At 58.0% G+C, this 20,850-nt stretch carries 18 protein-coding genes; 12 read left to right on the forward strand and 6 right to left on the reverse strand.

Features of this window, described 5'->3' with window-relative positions; translation table 11 throughout:
• Positions 1 to 490 precede the first annotated feature (490 nt).
• Positions 491 to 688, forward strand: a complete 198-nt coding sequence (locus JT719_RS22710; RefSeq protein ID WP_207436057.1) for a hypothetical protein — start codon at positions 491 to 493, stop codon at positions 686 to 688.
• Between the two features lie 209 nt (positions 689 to 897).
• On the opposite strand, the gene JT719_RS22715 is transcribed toward JT719_RS22710, so the two are convergent.
• The 3 genes from JT719_RS22715 to JT719_RS22725 all read right to left on the reverse strand — a co-directional run bounded on the left by JT719_RS22715 (position 898) and on the right by JT719_RS22725 (position 5,121).
• Positions 898 to 2,952, reverse strand: coding sequence for a T9SS type A sorting domain-containing protein (locus JT719_RS22715; RefSeq protein ID WP_207436058.1), 2,055 nt, complete (start codon positions 2,950 to 2,952; stop codon positions 898 to 900).
• 33 nt (positions 2,953 to 2,985) lie between these two features.
• On the reverse strand, positions 2,986 to 4,272 hold the full coding sequence (locus JT719_RS25350) for a DNA/RNA non-specific endonuclease (RefSeq protein WP_242693421.1): 1,287 nt from the start codon (positions 4,270 to 4,272) through the stop codon (positions 2,986 to 2,988).
• Between the two features lie 201 nt (positions 4,273 to 4,473).
• On the reverse strand, positions 4,474 to 5,121 hold the full coding sequence (locus tag JT719_RS22725) for a nuclease A inhibitor family protein (RefSeq protein ID WP_207436059.1): 648 nt from the start codon (positions 5,119 to 5,121) through the stop codon (positions 4,474 to 4,476).
• Between the two features lie 246 nt (positions 5,122 to 5,367).
• On the opposite strand from JT719_RS22725, the gene JT719_RS22730 reads away from it, so the two are divergent.
• Entirely contained in the window at positions 5,368 to 5,613 is a 246-nt protein-coding gene (locus JT719_RS22730) for a hypothetical protein (RefSeq protein ID WP_207436060.1), read from the forward strand.
• 14 nt (positions 5,614 to 5,627) lie between these two features.
• Complete coding sequence (locus tag JT719_RS25685) at positions 5,628 to 5,771, forward strand: DinB family protein (RefSeq protein WP_423227985.1); 144 nt, start codon at positions 5,628 to 5,630, stop codon at positions 5,769 to 5,771.
• 59 nt (positions 5,772 to 5,830) lie between these two features.
• On the opposite strand, the gene JT719_RS22740 is transcribed toward JT719_RS25685, so the two are convergent.
• Together JT719_RS22740 and JT719_RS22745 are read right to left on the reverse strand one after the other, a co-directional pair.
• Positions 5,831 to 6,301 carry a JAB domain-containing protein gene (locus JT719_RS22740; protein ID WP_207436061.1) on the reverse strand — a complete coding sequence of 157 codons (471 nt, stop codon included), beginning with the start codon at positions 6,299 to 6,301 and terminating at the stop codon, positions 5,831 to 5,833.
• Positions 6,302 to 6,908: 607 nt separating this feature from the next.
• The gene (locus JT719_RS22745; protein WP_207436062.1) at positions 6,909 to 7,928 is read right to left on the reverse strand and encodes a helix-turn-helix transcriptional regulator; all 1,020 of its coding nucleotides are present in this window, start codon (positions 7,926 to 7,928) and stop codon (positions 6,909 to 6,911) included.
• Positions 7,929 to 8,190: 262 nt separating this feature from the next.
• On the opposite strand from JT719_RS22745, the gene JT719_RS22750 reads away from it, so the two are divergent.
• From JT719_RS22750 to JT719_RS22785, 8 genes are all read left to right on the forward strand, one after another.
• Positions 8,191 to 10,467: a TonB-dependent receptor gene (locus JT719_RS22750; RefSeq protein WP_207436063.1), complete on the forward strand. Its 2,277-nt coding sequence runs from the start codon at positions 8,191 to 8,193 to the stop codon at positions 10,465 to 10,467.
• Positions 10,468 to 10,505: 38 nt separating this feature from the next.
• The gene (locus JT719_RS22755; RefSeq protein WP_207436064.1) at positions 10,506 to 11,885 is read left to right on the forward strand and encodes an HmuY family protein; all 1,380 of its coding nucleotides are present in this window, start codon (positions 10,506 to 10,508) and stop codon (positions 11,883 to 11,885) included.
• A gap of 64 nt (positions 11,886 to 11,949) precedes the next feature.
• Positions 11,950 to 12,828: a heme/hemin ABC transporter substrate-binding protein gene (locus tag JT719_RS22760; RefSeq protein ID WP_207436065.1), complete on the forward strand. Its 879-nt coding sequence runs from the start codon at positions 11,950 to 11,952 to the stop codon at positions 12,826 to 12,828.
• 2 nt (positions 12,829 to 12,830) lie between these two features.
• Entirely contained in the window at positions 12,831 to 13,883 is a 1,053-nt protein-coding gene (locus JT719_RS22765; RefSeq protein ID WP_207436066.1) for an iron chelate uptake ABC transporter family permease subunit, read from the forward strand.
• 3 nt (positions 13,884 to 13,886) lie between these two features.
• Positions 13,887 to 14,783 (forward strand): heme ABC transporter ATP-binding protein, encoded by an 897-nt coding sequence (locus JT719_RS22770; protein WP_207436067.1) that lies wholly within the window; start codon positions 13,887 to 13,889, stop codon positions 14,781 to 14,783.
• An 18-nt stretch (positions 14,784 to 14,801) separates the two neighbouring features.
• Positions 14,802 to 15,827, forward strand: coding sequence for a hemin-degrading factor (locus tag JT719_RS22775; RefSeq protein ID WP_242693422.1), 1,026 nt, complete (start codon positions 14,802 to 14,804; stop codon positions 15,825 to 15,827).
• Between the two features lie 94 nt (positions 15,828 to 15,921).
• Positions 15,922 to 16,242: a DUF6686 family protein gene (locus tag JT719_RS22780; protein WP_207436068.1), complete on the forward strand. Its 321-nt coding sequence runs from the start codon at positions 15,922 to 15,924 to the stop codon at positions 16,240 to 16,242.
• A 453-nt stretch (positions 16,243 to 16,695) separates the two neighbouring features.
• Positions 16,696 to 17,373: a formylglycine-generating enzyme family protein gene (locus JT719_RS22785; RefSeq protein WP_242693423.1), complete on the forward strand. Its 678-nt coding sequence runs from the start codon at positions 16,696 to 16,698 to the stop codon at positions 17,371 to 17,373.
• A gap of 1,023 nt (positions 17,374 to 18,396) precedes the next feature.
• Here JT719_RS22785 and JT719_RS22790 read toward each other — a convergent pair.
• Positions 18,397 to 19,059 carry a recombinase family protein gene (locus tag JT719_RS22790; protein WP_207436069.1) on the reverse strand — a complete coding sequence of 221 codons (663 nt, stop codon included), beginning with the start codon at positions 19,057 to 19,059 and terminating at the stop codon, positions 18,397 to 18,399.
• A gap of 888 nt (positions 19,060 to 19,947) precedes the next feature.
• Between JT719_RS22790 and JT719_RS22795 the strand changes: the two genes are divergently transcribed.
• Positions 19,948 to 20,838, forward strand: a complete 891-nt coding sequence (locus tag JT719_RS22795) for a hypothetical protein (protein WP_207436070.1) — start codon at positions 19,948 to 19,950, stop codon at positions 20,836 to 20,838.
• Positions 20,839 to 20,850 lie beyond the last annotated feature (12 nt).

Raw genomic sequence — 20,850 nt, forward strand, 5'->3', positions numbered from 1 at the left:
CCGTGGTCGGCCATCGCTGGGAAAAGAACGAAGAGGGGAATAGAAACCACCCGGCAGGGCAGCCCAGGGGAGAAAGGGGGGGGGGGTGAAATGCAAAAGGGAGACCCCGGCTGGGCCTCCCTTTTGCACATCAGTTCTTCAAAATCTTACAGAGCGAATATAGTAAAATTTCCTTTGTCTGGAAAAGGGGCCTGTTTTTTTCCAAGGGAAAGCCCCCCTGCGCCGCGCCCTTCCTTACGAGTGCCCTCCCGGAAAAAAGAAAGGAGGCCCGCGGCCCCCTCCCCAAACTAACACAGTACTTAACCCAATCCATCAAAGGTACGCAACAAGTCTGATTAACTGAAACTTAGGATAGGAAATCCTGCGAAACCCTGGCAGGCGGATAACCTGGGTGGAAACCAACCGCCATACCAACGTTCCGATTCACCGCCTGTCTATAAACTCCCTATATTTGATACCATCTAAAAGAAACCCTACTAAAAGGAACCCTATGAGAGAACTAGTAAGAAACAGAATCGATGCCATGCAAATGGAGATCATCCGTAAGGCATCGAACGTGGAAGAGGTACAGGCGGTATTAGGCATCTTCACCGAAATGCGCGCTTTGACCGACCGCCTGCCGGAGGGAGGGAGCTCCCCCAACGGAAAGAAGAGAGGGCGGAAACCAAAAGAACCACAGGGAGAATAGCGGCTGGGCCAGGTAAGCGCACCTTCCATCCACCACTGCTATCCACCTACCATTCCCGAAGTCCTTCGTTCGGCATCCGTAGAGGAACCCTCCGGCTGAAGCGAACCCAAAACGTACCAGTACAACCGGGCCGGAACAGCCTTGGGCACCCGCAAAAATAAAGCCCCTCCCGAAAGGAGGGGCTTCTTTGTGAGATCAGGCGGAGAGGCTTATTTCAGCACCACATGTCTTCTCACCAGGCCTTGGGGTGTCTGCACTACCAGGACATACTGCCCTTTGGGAAGGCGGGCAACGTCCTGGTCAACCTCCAGCCGGCCGGCCGCACTCTGAACCTCCCGGCTCAGCACGGTGCGCCCGAGCAGGTCCACCAGTCGGAGGGAGGATGTCCCGCTGCCGGCTCCGTCCACCCGGATGCGCAGGGCCGAGGTGGCCGGGTTGGGGTACACCCGCACGGCGGAGGCGGGCAGCTCGTTTTTCACGGAGGTGGGATCACCGCTGCCGACCACCGCCCGGTAGGTCGTGCCCACGCGGATGCCGTCGATGGTGAGCGCGGGGGAATTGGTTCCCTGCCGCAACGCCACGGTGCCGATATCGGTGGGCGAGGTGCCCGTCTCCGCGGCCGTCGCCAGCGCCTCGGCGGGCTCGGCGGTGAGGGTCGGGTTCACGTACAGGCGGGAGGTGTTACCGGTCGCGTCGAAGTCGTAGCGCACCACCACCAGGTAGTCGTTGTTCAATCCGTACTCCCGCGCGGTGGTCCACACGGCGGCGGAAGTGCCGCCCGAGCCGCTCACCCCGAACTGGATCCCCCCGGAGGCGGAGCGCACGAACACCCGTGGCCGGAAGTTGGTGCCCATGCTCTGTGGGCCCAGGTGGAAAAAGTACTCCCCGTCGGGGTGGGCCGAGCTGACCCGCACCACGAAGGAGGCGTAGACGGTGGAGCCCCGCTCTACCTTGTCGAACGAGCGGCTCACGTCCTGCCCGTTTACCTCCAGCCGCGCGGCGCGGCCCCCCTGCCCTGCGTAGGACGGATAGGAAAGCCCCTCGGCGGCCACCAGTACCGGGGCAGTCGTGCCGCTGTGCGCGCTCCAGCCATTCGCGGTAAGGGCCGAGCCCGCCGCATAGGCGAAGTTCTCCTCGAACAGCAGCCCGGCCTCCAGGCCCGGGGTGGCCTGCTCCCCGCGGCCCACGGCCGAGGTCAGGTAGTTCTCCCCGCCGGGCTCGGTGGCCTCGTTGTACTCGAAGGAGGCGAAGTGGTAGGTGGCCCCGGCCCGCAGCCCGGTGATCTCCACCTCAGAGGCGCTGCCGTTCAGCACCACGAAGTTACCGGTGCCGACCTGCTGCCCCTGCCCGAAAGCCGCGTTGGAGACGTAGGCCGTGGCGTCCGACGGCAGGGCGTCCACCGCTGCGCCCTCACGGGCCAGCACCAGGCGCTTGGCCCCGTCCCCCCCGGAGAGGAGCACCCTCATCGAGGTGCGGGTCACCCCGGCGAAGGTGAGCTGGGAAGCCGCGGTGGGCTCGGCAGCCAGCGGAACGGCCTGGGTCGTGAAGGTTCGCTGCTCGCCGTAGGAGGTGCCGGCGGCGTTCGTGGCGTAGGCCCGCACGAAGAAGGCCGTGTTCTGGGCAAGGCCCGTCAGCGTGCCGGAGAAGGCCGCCTCGGAGCCGGCGATCTCCAGCTTCGAATCCTCCAGGGTGGGGTTCGCCTCGGCGGACCACACCAGCCCCCGGGCGGTGACGGAACCTCCGCCGTTCTCGGACACGGTGCCGCCCACGGTGGCGGAGGTGGTGGTGACGGCGCTCACGGCCGAGGTGCTCAGCGTCGGCGGGTACACCGGCGCCGTGCCGGTACCGCTCACCGCCACGGCCTGGGCCGCGGCCCCACCGCCGGAGACGGCGAGGGTGGCGCTGTAGGCCTGCGCGGCGGCTGGCGCGAAACGCACCTGCACGGTCACGGAGGCGAGGGACCCACTAGCCGGGCTAAGGGTGACCACGCAGCAGGAGAAGGGATCGGTGCCGGTCCGGATCTCGAAGCCCGCGGCCGGGGTGACCGTCACCGGGCCGGTAAGGCCGGTGCCCTGCACGGTGAAAGACTGGCTCAGTGAGGCGCTGCCCACGGGCACGGCGCCGAAGTCCGGCAGGGTCGCCGGGGTGACGGTGAGGGCCTGGGCCTGGGCCAGGCCGGCCAGCAGCATCAGGAGGGAGAGCAGGGTGAGCGAGCGGGCCAGTACCCGCCGGCGGTCCCCCGCGTGCTTATATAGATATCTCATGGTGACTCTTGTAAGGTTATGGTTCCTTTCGGGTTAGTTGGTGGGGCCGTTGTCGACTCTGGACTCCACGGCGGCCTGCACGGCCTCGGGCAGGCTGGAGAGCAGGTTCAGCCCCGTGGCGGCCTCAATGGCGTCCACGCTCGTGCGGTAGGCGCCCCAGGAGGAGCCCACGGCGTGGCTGTTGGGGGTATCCACGGCGATGAGGCGGGTACCGGTGCCGATGCGGGAAACGTCGCTGTCGCCCACGGGCAGCACCACGATCACCTTCCACACGCGGGCGGGCACGGTCACCCGGCCGTTGTCCAGGGTGTTGGTCACGCCCCCGCTGGAACCGGTGCCGCCCACCCCGTAGCTGCCCATGATCACATAGACCTCATGGGCGGGCAGGAAGGTGCGGGTGTAGTTCTCCAGGTCCGCCCACAGCCCCTGGTTGTTGTTGGGGGCCTGCGGGATCATGTTGGTCATCAGGAAAGTGGCTGAGTTATTCTCGATGCTGGAGGTGCGGTCCGCCGAGGGCACGTTGTGGCCCCGGTCGAAGCCGCTGCCCCGGTAGGAATCCTCGTTCACCCGGTACCAGCCGGCGGGCAGGGCGGGGTCCTCGCGGAAGTCGTCCCGGCGGTCCACCCCGCCTCGGTCGGAGGCGTCCAGGTGCCAGCTCACCCAGTTCGGGGTCCCGCGGTCCCGGTGGTAGGACAGGGCGTACTGGGGCTTGCGCATGAGGTAGTTGGCCGGGACGTTCACGTCCGGCACCGCGCCGCTGGGATTGCCCAGGGCCATATGGTCGTTGTCGGGGTACTGGGTGGCGGGCCCCTCGGAGCCGAAGTCCCACACGGTCACGTCGTCGATGTTGATTCTCGCCGAGCCGCCCGACACCTTGCGGATCTCCAGCCGCACCCGGCCGGGGATGTCGGCGGCGAAGGTGGCCGTCTGCAGCTCGCCGGCCACGGTGACCACCGTCGGGCCGACCTTCGTCCACTTGTCGCAGGCGCAGGCCTCGCTCATGGCCCACAGCTCCCAGGCGCTGGATGCGTCCGTGCCGTAGAGGCCGTGCCTTACGGTGACGGAGCCCACCCCATTGGGAAGGTAAGTCTCCATGGTGAGTTTGCCTTTCAGGCGCAGGCGCACGGACTTGGCGCCGCCCTTGCGGTCAGCCTCGGAGGTGCCGATCAGCGCGTCCTCCAGGAGCCAGGCGCCGGAGGGCAGGGAGACGGAGCCCGCCGCGTAGCCGGCCTTGGTGCCGGACTCGAAGGTCTCGGGGTAGCCGGCGGTCTGCGCCAGCAGGGAATGGGCGCCCCCGAACAGGAGGGCCCACAGGAGCAATAGGGTGGGGAGAAGGGAGCCTCTCCCGCGGAGGGAGGGGGGAGTAAACGTTCTGAGCATGCGGTCTGCGTTAGGGTTATGAAATCGGGGCGCAAGTTACCCAGAGGGCGACTCGCATCCTAACGCGAAGGTACGCAGACCGGCACGCCGGCAGGTTACGGCATTGTTAAGAGTGGGGCGAAAGGCAAGGGAAAGAGCGCCTTAGGTCTCCACGGCGAGGGTTTTCAGGCCTACCAGGCGGCCTTCCCCCGTCCAGCCCAGCAGGTACACCTCCACCCGGCGCTCACCGAACCGGTAGGCCTGGGCATCCGAGAGGGAGGCAAGCAGCAGCTCCTGCAACTGCCGGAACCTCTCCGCCTCCGCCTGCCGCTCCGCACTGGCGCCCTCCCGGGCCCTGGTCATGTTCCGCAGGCAATAGCCGATCTCCTGGGTTTCGGTCCTGGTGCCCGCCGGTTTGCCCAACAGCTGCGCCAGGTACGCGGGGGAGAATCCTTCCCGGGGCTGGACGCCCAGGTCCACCGCCTCGAAGGGGGCGTCGGTCTCACTCAGGAAAAGAAGGCCCTCGGCGGCCTGCCTCAGATCGGAAAGTCGTTGTTCCATAGAATCGGTTTCGATGCGCTTTGATACTGGTTCTTTAGGGGTTTTGTTGCCTTGCCGACCAGGGTGCCTCCCTCTTTCTCCCTTACCAAAGCCAAGTTTATTTACCCTGAGCGCAGGGACACTGCCTGGCATTTCCCCGCCGAAAACGTCTCCAACTGCCTGAAGTCCCCCTTCGTCTTCCCCGTCAGGGGGTAGCCCCCAGGGGCTTACCCTTGCCAAGATAAGCGGAATAATGGGACCGGAAGGCATTCTCCGCCGTTCTTACGTTCAAGATAATACAGGAAGGCAAGATCCCTCCAGAGGACAGCGTCTCCGGCATCGGCCCCCAGCGCTGGCCGCCGTTCGCCGGTGGCAGGATCCCAAGAGCCACAACCGCTGAAAGCCATGGACTCCATACAGCAATACGGATTTGTGCGATCCTCCCGGAATGCCCTGCTGGGCTGTTGCCGGGGTTAAGCTCCGGCGGATTTCCCGGTTGAGAACAGCCTGTTCGGCATGGGCAGTATCCGAAACCTCTTGGTTCATACCGGCTACACCCATGAATTCTGGATCGGCCGGCACGCCCTGCACAAAAGGACAGATGTCACCGATAGGGGTTCCATCCCGGACGCCCTGGCCGCCGGTACCCTTTTCCGTACGGGTGACATCCTGATGGAGGAGTTCTTCCCGGTCTATTCCCGAAACCAGCTGGAGGATCTCAAACTGAGTATCAACGGGGGAAAGTCACTGCAAGCCCGCTGAAGCTGTTCACGCACGTGATCACCCATGAGTTCCACCACAAAGGGCAGATCCCTTCCCTGGGCAGGCATTTAGGGTTTGTGCCAGACGATACAGACGTAGTGAGGCAAGATGATGGGATAAATCAGCCTTTTTCAGGCCCCAGTCCCCCGCTGCCCTAGGAGCTCGCGGAATCGGTTCAATCAGGTAACGGATCACCGCTTTCATAAAAAAAGAAGGGCTACAGGAGCCCTTCGTCAGCGAAGGAGTAGTAGCCTTCCGCCGTGAGAATCAAATGGTCCAGGACCGCGATGTCCAGCAGGGTGCCTCCTTCCTTCACCTTCCGGGTGAGCTGCAGGTCCGCCGCGCTGGGCTGCAGGTTGCCCGAGGGGTGGTTGTGGCAGAGGATGATCCCACTGGCGCAGGCTTTGAGCGCGGCCACGAAGATCAGTTTGGGGTCCGCCACCGTGCCGGCGATCCCTCCTGAGGAGAGCTCGTAGATCCCCAGCACCCGGTTGGCCCGGTTCAGCAGCAGCACCTTGAACTGCTCCACGAAGTCCAGTTTGCCGGGGTCCCAGCTTCGGAGCAGGATCCCGCGGGAGTCTTCGGAGCAGGTGATCCGGGGACGCTCGGAGGCTTTCACCCGGGACCGGTAGGTCAGCTTCACTTCGGCAACCCGGAAAGCGGCGGAGGTTTTAAGGGACTTTTCCATAATCGTTCTGGCTTAAAGGTTAGAGAATTGATTATGGCGCCCCACCCGCCGGCGGCAGCGGCCAAAGGGCAAGGTGGAGACGGGAAAAATGCGGAGGGTTCCCGCCGGGATACCCATTTTTCCCGTACGACCTTGGCGTCAAGCGCACCCGTGTCCGGGCCGCCGGCTACCTTCGCGGCAGAATCGATGTCTCCGCTTCAGGCCATATTCTCTTACTTAGAACCGCCCTGCCTGGGCTTTCGCAGGGACTCCATGGCCCCCGTCCGCTTTCCTGGGCAAAAGGAGCTCGCCTCAGCCTTCCTGGTATTTGCAGCTTCCTTCGTCCTCTCCACAAACCCACGTGGGCCAAGGATACCTGTCCGCAATCTCCAAGCCGGCCTCTTCCAAGGCATTCACAGAATGCCATGTCAACAAATGAATTTGTGAATATATTAATTTATTAACTTATTTAGGCTGTACACCGGATCCAAATGGTCCTACTGAACGGAACCCAGTATCTCAATTCCCCCAGGATAGCGACCTATCGCCCAGGTATTTACCACAGGAGGGTCCTATTGCCTTCTCCGCCAAAGCCTGCTCCCTGAACCGGGGGGCCGAGCTGAAATCCTCAACCCTCCGTATTCCCCGGAGCCAAACCAGCCAGGGCTCCGCGCTTGAGCTGGCTGGGCAATACCCCGAACTTCTTTCTGAAGGCTGCCGTGAAATGGTGCGGGTTTTTATATCCCACCTCGGTGGCGACCTCGCTCACTGTGGTGTGCTGCTCCAGCAATAGCCTCCTGGCAGCTTCCATGCGCAGGTCATGGAGGTATCCAAAAACGGTGTTGCCCACCACTTCCCTGAATCCCTTCTTCAGCTTGAAGTCATTCAGCCCCACCCGGTGGGCCAGCTCAATCAGAGAGCAGGGGTTCTGCAGATTCTGCTCCACCAACTTTTTGGCCAGGTGAATCTTCTCCACATCATACTCCTTCAGCGAGGTGGCCTGGGCGGGAGAAGCGGGTATTCCGCAGGACGCCAGCTGGAGGAAGAGCAGTTCCAGGATTTTGGCCTGCAGGAAAATGCGTTTCAAAAGGCCCGTCTGCTCGCACTGGTGGATGCTATCCAGGACCGTCTGCAGGAGCGGCGTGATGGGCAGGTTCCTCTCCAGCGTCACCAAGGGTTTCTGCGCCGCCTGCTCCAGCATAGACGCCAACAGCGGAAGTTCCTGCAACACCAGTTGCCGCACCGTGAGGTCGGGCAGTTGCAGGGAGAAAAGCTGCACCGGCCCCCCGATCTCCAGCAGCAGCTCGCAGCTTTGGGTACACAGCAGGTTTGCCTGTGCGTGGTGGCAGGCCACGCACAGGCTCTGATCGCTCTTCTCCCGCAGGATGATGCTCCCTTGCCTCACAAACAGGAGCGAACACAGGGTCCCCTCCACCTTCACCACCAGGTGCCGGGGTTTCGCAGGGGTGAGCTGCACCTGTAGCAGGTGGGATCCCTCGAACCAGGTCTCTTCCAACCTGAGGTGAAGGGAGGGGAGGGAGGCCTCCGTACTCTGTTCGTTGAGCACCTGCTCTGCCTTGAAATTAGGTGGATAGGACCGGGCCCAGACTACCTGCCGGCCTGCCTCATCGCTGATGCTGATGTTCATGCGGAAAATCCCTTGAGGGTTATAAATAATCCGTCCTGCGTTCACTACCCCACCCACGGATGCGCCAAATTTGCAGCATAAAATTTAATTAGATTAATTCTAAATAAAAAAACATGTGGTTCATACAGGTTACTAACCCCACGCTTTCTGCTGGGAACATCCGTGGGCGATGGGGGGCTGCCTCAGGAAAGACACGCCCAGAGCAGCCGGGCAGCATCGGTCGGGAGTCCTGCTTTCTCAGATATTCCAAGGGGCGCCTGTCATGAGAAACGGATATTTCACGGTGCTTTTCCTGTGCATCTGCACCTCCTTGGTTTGGGCCCAGACTTCCAGGGGTACGCTCACGGGCACCGTCCTCACGCAGGACGGGAAGCCGGCCGCCTATGCCGTGGTGGTGCTCAAGGGTACCGGGTACGGGTACGGTACGCGAGAAGATGGGCACTTCACCCTGGAAGCACCCGCGGGAGATTATACGCTGCAGGTGCAGGGCCTTGGCCTGGGCAGGCTGGAACGTGCGGTGGAGGTAAAGCCAGGGCAGACAGTGGAGCTGAAGGAAGTCATCCTCCGCGGAAACGGAATCCAGCTGAACGATGTGGTGGTGACCGGGCAGTACGAGCCGCAGTCGGTGAGAAAATCCGTGCACCAGGTGCGCACCATCGGCAGGGAGCGCATCCTGCAGCGCGGCGCGGTGAACGTGCAGGAAGTGCTCACCAACGAGCTGGGCATCCGGTTCTCGCAGGATTTGGCGCTGGGCGGTTCCAACATCGAGCTGCAGGGGATGTCAGGCCAGAACGTGAAGGTGCTGCTGGACGGCGTTCCGCTTATCGGTCGGCAGGGAACCTCCAATGAGATTGACTTGAACCAGCTGGACGTGAACGCCATTGAACGCATCGAGATAGTGGAAGGCCCTATGTCCGTGGTGTACGGGGCCGATGCGCTGGCGGGCGTGATCAACATCATCACCAGGAAATTCTCAGAGGAGCAGCTCAGTGTGCAGGCGCGGCTGCAGGAGGAAACGGCAGGGGAGGAATACGGAAGCGGCCAGGGCATCCACAACCAGAGTGTGCGGGTGAGCTGGCAGCGCCAGGGCTGGGCTATCAACGGCGGCGGAACCCGGAACCGGTTCGGCGGCTGGCAGGGGCAGGCGGCGGAGCGGGACAAGGAGTGGCACCCCAAAACCCAGTGGCTCGGCAATGTGTCCCTCGGGTACAAGAACAGAAACCTGGAAACGTGGTACCGGCTGGATGCCCTGCAGGAGGCCATCACCGATGAAAACCCTTTCCAGGGCAACGAGGCGCTCGACAAGGAATACATGAGCCAACGGCTCCTGCACCAGCTGCAAGCCAACTGGCGCGCCACGGATAGATGGTCGTTCACGGGGGCGCTGGGCTATACCACCTTCAGCCGGACGACCCAAACCACCACGGTACACAAAGACACGGGCAAACGCACGCTGGCATTGGGGCCCGGCCTGCAGGACGTAACCGGGTTTGACGGCGTCACCGCCCGAGGGATTGCCTACTACAAAGCCTCCCCCCAGATCACGGTGCAGGCCGGGACAGAGGTCAACCTGGAGAGCGGCAATGGCGGGCGGCTACAGGCCGGAACCCAGCGCCTCCATGATTATGCCGCCTTCGCCACAGCGGAGTATAGCCCAGTGCCCAGCATCAGCCTCCGGCCAGGGGTGCGGGTGGTGCGCAACTCCGGGTACCAGGCCCCGCCCGTAATCCCGTCCCTGAACACCAGGTTCAGCCTGGGGGAGAACCTGGATCTGCGGCTGGCCTACGGCCGGGGTTTCCGGGCTCCCTCGCTGCGGGAGCTTTACTTCAGTTTTTTTGACGCTAGCCACTCCCTTCAGGGCAACCCCCACCTGAAGGCCGAGCTTTCCCACAGTTTCAATGGCTCCCTGGCGTGGCAGGCGGTGAAAAAGCCAACCGTACGCCTTACTTCTGCCTTAGGCGGATTTTACAACACCGTCCGTAACCGCATCGCCAACGGGCTGGATGCCACCGATCCGCAGGTGACCACTTACGTGAACATTGAGCGCTACAGAACCACGGGCGGTTCCTTCAACAACACCCTGCAATGGCGGAACCTGGAACTCACCATGGGGGCTGCCTACATCGGGCGCTACAACCAGCTGCAGGAAGGGCAGACGGAATTGCCCCTCTTCACCTGGTCGCCCGAAGTGAACAGCAACCTAGTCTTCCGCTTCCCCCGCCTGGGCGCCAGTTTCTGCTTTTTCTACAAGTATACAGGGACGTTGCCCTACTACGAGGTAGCCGTGGTGGGGAACCGGGAAACCATCCGGCTGGCCGAAACGGCGGGCTTCCACTGGGCCGATGCCTCCGTGACCAAGAACATTACCCAGTACGTGACGCTGAGCGGCGGCGTGAAGAACCTGTTCAACATGACCCGCATTCGCAATACCGCCTTAGGGGCGGGTACGGCCCACGCCGCAGAGGGGGACCGCCCTATCGGGTATGGCCGCTCCTTTTTCGTGGGATTGAACGTGCAATGGCACAAACCTTCACCTTAACCTTTCTTTTACCCCATTTTCTAAACCTATACAACTTTATGAAAAACAGATTCCTCCTCCTGGCGCTATTGGCCTTCGTGAGTGTGTTCAGTGCCTGCGACGACGATGAGCCGCCTTTACCGGACAATGCACTCGCCTTTGAGGCACAGGCCTTGGGTTTTGATGCCGCCCAGAGTTCCATGCAGGTGAAACTCAAGCTGTCCCGGCCGGCTGATGTGGCCGTACCCGTCACCGTGCAGCTGACGGGACAGGGCGTGACGTACGGCGCCCATTTCACCACCAACCCCGCCGCTACGAACGGCCTTGTGGCGTTGACCATTCCGGCGGGCAGCAGCGAGGTTTCCTTCACCGTGGCCAAGGTGGCCGGGGTTCTTCTGGACGGAACCGAGAAAATCACCTTCGAGGTGCAATCAGCCGCGCAGCCGGTAGTGCTGGGCTCTGCCAATACGCTGACCCTGAGCTTCTCGGAAATCCTTTCGGGGGGCGCTACGCTGGACATCAACGGCGGCGGCCCCACCTATCCCAACAAAGTGTTCATTGACCTGAGCGCCAACCGGCAAACCGCGGTGGCCCGATCTGCCTGGGACCTGGGTTTCCACAGCGGCGCCGATTTCAGGGTCACCCTGAATGCCACGGCGGGCGCCCTGGCCTACCGGCTGGACAAAACCGACCTGAGCCAGGTGGGCACGGCCGATACCGTGGATCTGGTTTCCAGATTGGTGCTGTCCTCCACCGCGCCGAGTACCGAAACCATGGCCTACGTGGATGACCCGGACGGCGACCTGACCAAGACCGTCATCGCCGCCATCTCGGCCAACGAGACGGAAAACAAAGTCTACATCGTGAACCGAGGTTCCAGCGGCATCGGTGCCCGCAGGTGGCAAAAGATCCGGGTGGTGCGCAGCGGAGACGGCTACACCCTGCAATACGCCGATATCACTTCCCCCTCGTTCAAGACGCTGTCCGTCAGCAAAGACCCGCGCTATAATTTCAAGTATGTGTCCTTTGACAACGGGGCCGTGGAGGTGGAGCCTGCCAAAGACCGTTGGGACATCGCCTGGAGCGGCAGCGTGTACAAAACGAATTTCGGGGCGGGCCTGATCCCTTATTACTTCCAGGATTTTGTGGTACAGAACAGCCCGGGCGGTGTGCAGGTGAAGCAGGTGATGGCCAGCGAGGTGAGCTATGAGGCCTTCAACGAAACCAACCTGAGCAGCCTCACCTTCTCCACCGGCATCGCCACCATCGGGTCCACGTGGCGCGCCACGGGCATGTCCGGGGCCACCATCCACACGGACCGTTTCTATGTGGTGAAAGACCCGGCAGGTAACATCTATAAGCTCAAATTCACTGCCCTCGCCCAGAACGGCGAGCGCGGCAGACCGCAGATCGTGTACGCGCTGCTGAAGAAAGGCTAATTACACTTTCGGCGTGCCTTCCGAAAACCGCCGAAATCAGATACTGAACGCAAAAGATAGAACAATGAGACAACTGAGATTTTCATGTTTGTTGGTTGTGTTGGTTGGGGTCATGGCCGCTTGCCGTGACTCCTCCTCCCCAACTACTACCGTGGGGTTGAAAGACGCCCACCTGCCCGCCACAACCAGGATCGTGTCCTTGAACGGCACCGTGAGCGAGATCCTCGTTGGATTGGGGTTGGAGCAGAACATTGTGGGGGTTGACGTGACCAGCACTTACCCCGAGAGCCTGCAGCGGAAAGCCAAGGTGGGCCACAACCGCACCATTTCCCCGGAGGGCGTTCTGGCGTTGCAGCCCACCCTTGTCATCGGTCTGACCCAGGACGTGAAGCCCGCGCTGGTGGAGCAATTCAGAAGCGCGGGTGCCCGGGTGCTGCTGTTTGACCAGGAGCATTCCGCCGAAGGCGCCAAGAAATTGATCCGACAGGTAGGCGATAGCCTGCACCGCCAGGCGCAGGCAGACACCCTGGTGCTGAGACTGGAGACGGATTTAGGCAAGGCACCCTCTGCCCCGGCCCCAAAGCCGAAGGTGCTTTTCATCTACGCCCGCGGAACGGGCACCATGATGGTGGCCGGGGGAGGCACGCAGGTGGAAAAGGTGGTAGAACTAGCCGGCGGTCAGAACGCGGTGCAGGGCTTCCGGGACTTCAAGCCACTCACCCCCGAGGCGCTGGTGCAGGCCAACCCGGACGTGATTCTCCTGTTTGACAGCGGACTGAAGAGCCTGGGTGGTGAAAACGGGTTATGGGCGGTGCAGGGCATGAACCAAACCACCGCCGGTAAAAACAGAAAAGTCATTGCCATGGAAGGGGCGCTGCTCACAGGCTTCGGGCCCCGGCTGGGGCAGGCGGTTTCCCAGCTGGCGCAGAACTTACGGAAGTAGGCGTGCAGATCAATCATAAACTGGTGTTGGCGGGGTTGGGGCTACTGTTGGTCGTCGTGGCGGTGGTGTCGGTCTGCACGGGTGCGGTGCCCATCAGCCTGGCGGAGCTCTGGTCCATGGTGCGGCACAAGTTGGGCTGGAGCCAGGCAATGCGTTTCAATCCGCAGCAGGAGGCCATTCTGTTCACGCTACGTTTGCCCAGGGTTCTGTTGGGCGTGCTCATTGGCGCCGGGTTGGCGGTTTCCGGGGCGGCCATGCAGGGGCTGTTCAGGAACCCCTTGGCGGAGCCCGGGCTGATCGGAATTTCCTCGGGCGCGTCGCTGTTTGCCGTGATGATGATTGTGCTGGAGGCGAAGGTGTTCACCCTGCTCACGGGCGTGCTGGGGTATTACGCGTTGTCGGTGGTGGCGTTTGCGGGGGCCTGTACGGCGGCGTTTTCGGTGTACCACCTGGCCATGCACCAGGGCAAAACGGTGGTGACCACGCTGCTGCTGGTAGGTATTGCCATCAACGCGCTGGCGGGTGCGTTCAACGGGCTGCTCACCTTCGGCGCCACCGATGAACAGCTGCGCAACATCACCTTCTGGAGCCTGAGCCTGGGCAGCCTGGGCGGGGCTAGCTGGAAAACGGTGCTGGGCGTGCTGCCCTTCATCCTCATTCCGGTCGCGGTGCTGCCGTTCCTGGCCAAGCCCCTCAACGCTTTCGCTTTGGGCGAGGGGCAGGCCAGCCACATGGGCACAGACGTGAACAGAACAAAGAAAATCATCATCGTGCTGGCCACTATGGCGGTGGGTACCTCGGTGGCGGTGGCGGGCATCATCGGGTTTGTGGGGTTGATCGTGCCCCATATCCTGCGCATGGCCTTCACCGCCGACCATCGGCTGATCATCCCGGCCTCGGCCTTGCTGGGCGCCACCATGCTCACCTTCTCAGACCTGGTGTCGCGTACGTTGGTGGCCCCCGCCGAGCTGCCTATCGGCGTGATCACGGCCCTAATGGGAACCCCCATTTTCCTCTACATCATCCTGAACGAACGTAAAAAGCATTTTAGGTAAATTATGCTGGACATACAGAACGTCTCCTACAGCGCGGGCAAGCGGAAACTGGTCCATGGCCTCTCCTTTCAGGCGAAAGGGGGGGAGCTGCTGGCCATTCTGGGAGCTAACGGTGCGGGCAAAAGCACGTTGCTCAAGCTGCTCTGCCGGGAACTGGAGCCCAGCGCGGGCGAGATCTTCTTCGACGGTATAAAGCTGCCGCTGTTTTCGCTCGAGGAATTGGCCAGAAAGCGGGCGGTGCTCACGCAGCACAACACGCTGTCCATGTCGTTTCTGGTGAAGGAGTTGGTCCTGATGGGGCGGTACCCTCACTTCAGGAACAAGCCCACCGACCACGATTGGCAGGTGGTGCGCTCCGCCATGCGGGAAACCGGGATAGCGCACCTGTCAGATCGTGCCTACCCTACGCTCTCGGGCGGGGAGCAGCAGCGGGTGCAGCTGGCGCGGGTGCTAACCCAGATTTACGATGTGCCGAACGCCTGCCTCTTTCTGGATGAGCCCACTACCGGGCTGGACCTGTTGTACCAGCAGCAGATCCTCACCCTCGCCCGTGACCTTGCCGACCGTGGCTACTGCGTCATCAGCATCCTGCATGACCTCAATTTCGCCTCCAGGTATGCCCATAAGATCCTCCTGCTCCAGCACGGCCAGAAGGTGGCCTTTGGAACGCCCGCACAGGTGTTGACATGTGAGAACATTGAGGAGGCGTTCCGGCTTCAGGTGAAGCTGTTGCCATGCGAAGGCTTCGAATGCCCGCTGGTGATTCCACTCGGAGGGCACGACCTACAATGGAGAACATCAGCCGATGGGAACTCCCAGCCGAAGAGGGTAGGGCGGGAGGAGGCGGACAATAGGAGAATACAATCAACGGGCAACCCCAACGGGTTACCTGGTACTTGACAATAAAACTGAAATGATATGGAAAATATGACTTTAACCTTGAAAGAACAGTGGGATGCTCTGAAGGAGGGGAACCCCAGGCTGCGCCTCCGGGATGCCGCCCTGCAGCTGGGTGTGACCGAAGCAGATTTGGTGAACCTGAACGTAGGCCATGGCAATACGCTGCTGCGGCCCGTTTTTCAGGAGATCCTGTGCGAGGTGGAGCAACTGGGCTACGTGATGGCCCTCACCCGCAACGACCACTGCGTGCATGAGCGCAAAGGCGTGTACCGCAACGTGACGTTCAACGGGAACATCGGCCTGGCGGTGAACCCCGATATTGATCTGCGCCTGTTTATGGGGGGCTGGAAGTTCGGGTTTGCCGTGAACGAGGGCGGAAGGCTCAGCCTGCAGTTCTTTGGGAAAGACGGGGAGGCGGTGCATAAGATTTACGTGACCGACCAAACCGATGTGGCCGCGTATCACGCTCTGGTAGCCAAATACAAAGCCAAAGAGCAGGAGCAGACGCTGGAGATTGTACCCTCAACAGGACCGAAGGAGGAGAAACCCTATGACGAGATCGATATTCCCGCCTTTCAGCAGGCGTGGCTGAACCTTGAAGACACCCATGCCTTCCACGGCATGTTGCTGAAACATAAAGTCTCCAGAAGGCAGGCCATGCATTTGGCACCTTCCGGCCACGCCCAACCGCTCCGATTGGATAGACTCAAGCAAATCATGCAGGCCGTATCGGAGCGAGACGTGGAGATCATGGTGTTCACCGGCAGCGCCGGCTGTATCCAGATTCACACGGGAAAAGCGAAGAAGCTGGTGCAGACGGGGCCTTGGTTCAACGTGCTGGACCCCGAGTTCAACCTGCACCTGCGCGAAGACGGCATCGCCTCGCTTTGGATAGTGAAAAAGCCCACCGTTGACGGGCCGGTGCACAGCATGGAGGTTTTTGACAAAGACGGCGGTATGGTGGTGCAGTTCTTCGGGAAGCGCAAGCCAGGCGTGCCTGAAAGCGAAGAGTGGCGGACGGTGTTGCAGGAGTTCGGTGGTTAGCTGACGCAGCTTTGGGGCTATTTTTCGGAAAACAGCTCCAAAGCACACTTTTCCTGCCCCAGAATTCTTGTTCAACCAATAACCACAGATTGAGATGTGTGACACCAAGCCCCTTAGCCAGAAAGGCTCTACCTATGTAAACCAGTGTGATGCCTGCGATTCAATCTTCCTGTGGCATAACAATGTCATGCTCACCTATACCCCAGAGGAGTTTGCTTCCTTTATAGAGGTCATCAGTGGGTTTGCCTTCGCGAAATGTGCGCAGGTTTTCCCAGACGGCGAAGAGCGACTGGTGATCCGTACGCCACAGCGGTTCGTCAGCCTGGCATTTGCCAGGAAGGAATGGGAAGACCTGCACGAAGCATTGGCAGCAGCCCAGCACCTACGACAGGTGCTTGCCTTAATCTCGGGTTAAACAACTGTGTTTACACCCCTAAGGCCCAAAGAGCACTCCCGTCTGCTCTTTGGGCCTTATTTTTTTCAAGTGCCAAACTAATCGTCGCCTCAATAGATAGGGTGAAAATGATCTAATCTTTTAAGGGTACAGAAAACGTTTTTGGTGACAGAAGGGGTGATATCAAATGGGAAGGAAAATGGATCTTGTTAGGTACAAAGCAAATCGCGAGAGATTACTTCCATGAAAAATTTTCATAGCGACAGGAGAAAGTATTTCAATTTACTGATATTGGAACTGTTAATGAAGGTGTGGTAACTGTTATTGAGAAATGTGGAATTCCTCAACCGGATTAAAGCAGAATGCACACCAGCATGGCGCATAAGCCATGCTTCGACCAACGGCCCTTTACGCCTCATGCACGAGGGCGTTAGCAGTTATATAAAAAACAACGTGGGAACGAGAAATAAAAGAATGAATAGAGAAGAAATTGAGGCATTGTTTGTGACTGTTCCGCCAGGAGCTGTTCTTATGAGAGACGATCGAACAAAAGAAACTTGGTCGGTTAACATAGATTCCTTTGAACTCTGTAAGTTCCCGATAACGCAAGAAATCTATAAAGCAGTAACTGACGAGAATCCTTCGACATTCAATGGGGACAGATTACCAGTTGAAACAGTCTCTTGGATTGAAGCGGTGATTTTTTGCAATGAACTATCAGAGTCTCTAGGAAAAGACACATGCTATACCATTGACTTAGGAACTGAAAAGATAGCCGTTAATCCAAAGGCTAATGGATTTCGACTACCGACAGAAGCTGAATGGCAGTATGCATGTCAGGCGGGAACGAAGGACATCAGACACGGAGATTTGAATGAAATTGCTTGGTTTAAGGAGAACTCGAATAATAGAACTCAGGAAGTTGGACAAAAGAAACCTAACGAATGGGGGTTATATGATATGTTGGGCAATGTTTGGGAATGGTGTTCTGACATATATGACGAAACCGTTTACGGAACTTACCGTGTTTTCCGCGGTGGCGGTTGGTGCGACCAAGAAAGGAGTGTAATGGCGACAACTCGAAGAAGAAGTCACCCATTCTCGTTTAAAATAGAAGACTTAGGATTTAGAATTGCAACCAACTCTAAATAGTAAAAAACAAAAGCTAACAATGAATATAGCTTATGGCGGGTGAACGGTTGCAAGCAAGGACTCAGCTCTGTAAATAGGTTCATCCGCGGTGGATAGGAACGCGCTCTGAAACCGCCACAAGCCATATGCGGGCCGTTACCTATAATATAATCCAAGAGCCATGGCAGCTACCTGGATCAATTAACTCCTTTCCTTTCTTACTGTCCTATTCATCATGAATATCCCCGTGTGTCCGGGTAGCGTAATACTAAGGAGTATATATGGTACGAGCCGCTCATTCAAATCATAGAAGGTTTGATCAATGCTGGTTCCAAGGCAGATTGCACTTCTTGCCATTTCTAGCATAGCTTGGCCAACCAGATAAACAGGCCTGCCAATACCCGGGCCCCACGGTCTGACCCAATGCGTTTCAATCGGAAACTATACCCCGCCTATCAAATACAAGCTACCCAAGCATATCCCTTTGCTGCGTAAAGAAGGAAATGCGCAGAAAATTACGCACCCTAAGACATGGCTTTCTAAGGGATGAAATGCAGCAGGGAAGCAAAAGTTGTACATATATGTGTACGCAGTAAAAGAAAAACGCCTGTAATGCAATGCAAAACAGACGTCTCTAAAATTCGATGTGGTCGCGTAGGGATTTGAACCTTAAACGGAGCATTCATACGTGTAGCCCTCCTTATGCAGTACCTATTATCTGTTTATTTTCATAAAGAACCATCAAATCCACTTAGTTAACAACTAGTATTCATTACATTTTTAATTTTTACTTTTTTTATACTAAATTAATATTTCAAATTAATTAATCAATTAACTAATTTACTTATTAACAAATTAATTAATCAATAAATTAACATATATATATTCTTAATAATTGACCATCTATATACTTTTATTATGTTTTAATAATTATCAATAAGCACAAATAAAGGTGCAGACATAAGGTTTTATTCCACAAAACACAATAAGATCCTTTGCACTTATATAAAAGATTAAAATTAACACCTCTAATAAAATGCAATTTTATCCTGATGAGCCTTTCAGCAAATAGTGCACTGTTCCCTTCATAAACGGCTTACCGTTTCGGGTGACATACCCTCCCTCGTTCAGTTCTTCCGCGATTCGCTGATAAGTATAGCCTTTCTCCCGGTAGATCCGGATCAGCGTGAGCGCCTGCCGGTTGCGTTTATTCTGGTTCGCATTATTCCTGCGCACCGCCAGTCCTTTCACCCGTGCCTCCTGGGTGAGGTTCGCAGGGGTACCTAGGGTAAACCCCTGTTCCTTCTTCGCCTTCAGGGCAGCTTTCGTCCGGGAAGAGATCAGCTCCCGCTCGTGCTGGGCGAGCACGGCGAAGATCCCGATGGTGAGGGTGTTAGCCTCCGGCATGTCCGCGCACACGAAATCCACCCCGCTGTCCCGCAGGGTGAAGATGAAGGCCGCGTTCCGGCTGAGCCGGTCCAGCTTGGCGATGATCAGCGTCGCCTGGGTCCGCTTCGCCCGGTCGATGGCCGCGACCAGCTCCCCCCGGTTGTTCTTCTTCCCGCTCTCCACTTCCGTGAACTCCTCCAGGATCAGGTCGTGCTGTTTGACGAACTGGCGCACGGCCGAGCGCTGCGCCTCCAGCCCCAGTCCCGACTGCCCCTGCATCTTGGTGGACACCCGGTAATAGGCGACATATTTCCTCATCTTTTCCCTCTTCCGTCGATTTTCCTGTAAAAGTACAAACAAACGGCACCTTGTCAAACTTTACAAACGCACGATTGAAAAGTTTGACAACACACTCCAGGCTACTTTCCTTAGCAACCCACTCAGCCATCCCAATCAGGTTAGCATACCCATTCGCCTATCCTTAGGGCTATTGATCCGTCAACCAGGAACGCAAAAGGAAAGGCAAAATCAGGTTTGTCAGGAGGAGGCATCCCACCTGCTTGGATTGCTCCCGCTGGTACCCGGCGCTTCTTCACCACCATCGTACTGAAGGTGGCGGAGATAGGATTGATTCGGTTCTATTTTAGTATGGTGCCAACCATACGCAGGGACTTCATCCGAAGGCCGAGGGGTTGCCGTAAAATTTGGGGCTCAACTCTCTGCCGCTGTCGCCGTCCAGCAGGCATACGCCCCGTGCTTTCTCACATCAAGACTTAAGATGCCGTCGGAAGGAGGAAGGGGATGCGCAGAAAGCCAGGGACTAATAAGGCAAGCAGTTGGTCATCGTTGGAATCATCTCCTATTAGTGATAGACTAAAGCGCCGGTAGGTGTAAGGGGTGGTTGTCTTTCCGGCAAACAGTTACCCACCTTATATAAAGTTAAACGAGTCAGACTACCCACTTTCCCAGACGGCTCACTTTTAACCGCCCGTGAATCCGGCATGCTTATCTTCTGTTTTCGGCTGCTGAGGTACTGCTAATAAAAAGCGGAAACTGATTTCGCGTAATTAACGGCTTTTTTTCCCTAAACGAAATGAATTTCGTTTACACCCTCCAAAACAACCACTATAAGCCGTTTTTTGTCTTGGCATAGTCCTTGGCAACTGTATAGCGAAAGCATTCATTTATTCAGTTAAACCTAAGATTATGCATGACATCGATCGAACCTTAAGAGAGCAAGAGTTTGGGAATGAACTTGAGTTTAGCCAAGCGTTCGGAAACGAGCTTGGGCAGGAAACTGGCTATGAATTTGGACAGGAAACAGGATATGAATTTGGGAATGAATTCATACAAGAACTAAGCCAGGAGTTTAGTCCTGAAATGGAATATGAATACCAGGGAGAAACGCAGGGGAACCTGGAAATGGAATTGACGAATGAACTGCTTGCGGTAACGAACGAGCAGGAGTTAAATCAGTTTGTGGGTAACCTGATGGGCAAAGTAGCAAAAGCAGCTTCGGGCTTTGTCCAGTCCCCTACCGGACAAAGTGTAGGCCGTTTCCTCGTTAATTTCGGAAAAAACACGCTTCCACAGTTGGCATCCAACGTGGGTGGGCAGGTTGGGAGTGCTTTAGGGGCAAGGGCCGGCCAGGCAATCACAAACCATATAGGTAACAGGGTTATTGGACAGGCCGTAAGCGGTGGTCTGAAACAAGGAGGCGCATATCTGGGAAAACAAGGTGGTGCCTGGCTAGGAAGTAAAGCCGGTAATTTGTTAGCGTCTACAGCCCAACGGGTCTTTAACCTGGAATTGGAAAGCTTAAGCCCGGAAGAAAGTGAATACGAAATTGCCCGTTCGTATGTACAGTTTGCCTCAGAGGTGGCTAAAAGAGCCAATGCGGCCATCAGAAACAATCCCTCCATCGGCTTATCCAATCTCTCCCGAAACATTATTCCTCAGGTAGCACAGCAATATGCCCCCGGCCTTCTCCGCATCAAATACAAGGGAGGCGATGGCATGAACACCTTTATTGGCCAACGCCGCAATGGCACCTGGATAAGAAGGGGACGGTCCATCATTCTTTATGAATTCCAATAAACCACGCCGTTG

This window comes from Sabulibacter ruber (assembly GCF_017355955.1).
Lineage (GTDB): Bacteria > Bacteroidota > Bacteroidia > Cytophagales > Hymenobacteraceae > Nibribacter > Nibribacter ruber_A.

Bases quoted from the DNA above. Each gene is read 5' to 3' on its own strand.
- JT719_RS22725 (WP_207436059.1), bottom strand. From the start codon at position 5,121: ATGCCTTCCGGTCCCATTATTCCGCTTATCTTGGCAAGGGTAAGCCCC.
- JT719_RS22780 (WP_207436068.1), top strand. From the start codon at position 15,922: ATGTGTGACACCAAGCCCCTTAGCCAGAAAGGCTCTACCTATGTAAAC.
- JT719_RS22790 (WP_207436069.1), bottom strand. From the start codon at position 19,059: ATGAGGAAATATGTCGCCTATTACCGGGTGTCCACCAAGATGCAGGGG.
- JT719_RS22775 (WP_242693422.1), top strand. From the start codon at position 14,802: ATGGAAAATATGACTTTAACCTTGAAAGAACAGTGGGATGCTCTGAAG.
- JT719_RS22770 (WP_207436067.1), top strand. From the start codon at position 13,887: ATGCTGGACATACAGAACGTCTCCTACAGCGCGGGCAAGCGGAAACTG.
- JT719_RS22795 (WP_207436070.1), top strand. From the start codon at position 19,948: ATGCATGACATCGATCGAACCTTAAGAGAGCAAGAGTTTGGGAATGAA.
- JT719_RS22750 (WP_207436063.1), top strand. From the start codon at position 8,191: ATGAGAAACGGATATTTCACGGTGCTTTTCCTGTGCATCTGCACCTCC.
- JT719_RS22710 (WP_207436057.1), top strand. From the start codon at position 491: ATGAGAGAACTAGTAAGAAACAGAATCGATGCCATGCAAATGGAGATC.
- JT719_RS22745 (WP_207436062.1), bottom strand. From the start codon at position 7,928: ATGAACATCAGCATCAGCGATGAGGCAGGCCGGCAGGTAGTCTGGGCC.
- JT719_RS22760 (WP_207436065.1), top strand. From the start codon at position 11,950: ATGAGACAACTGAGATTTTCATGTTTGTTGGTTGTGTTGGTTGGGGTC.
- JT719_RS22715 (WP_207436058.1), bottom strand. From the start codon at position 2,952: ATGAGATATCTATATAAGCACGCGGGGGACCGCCGGCGGGTACTGGCC.
- JT719_RS22755 (WP_207436064.1), top strand. From the start codon at position 10,506: ATGAAAAACAGATTCCTCCTCCTGGCGCTATTGGCCTTCGTGAGTGTG.
- JT719_RS22740 (WP_207436061.1), bottom strand. From the start codon at position 6,301: ATGGAAAAGTCCCTTAAAACCTCCGCCGCTTTCCGGGTTGCCGAAGTG.
- JT719_RS22730 (WP_207436060.1), top strand. From the start codon at position 5,368: ATGGGCAGTATCCGAAACCTCTTGGTTCATACCGGCTACACCCATGAA.
- JT719_RS22785 (WP_242693423.1), top strand. From the start codon at position 16,696: ATGAATAGAGAAGAAATTGAGGCATTGTTTGTGACTGTTCCGCCAGGA.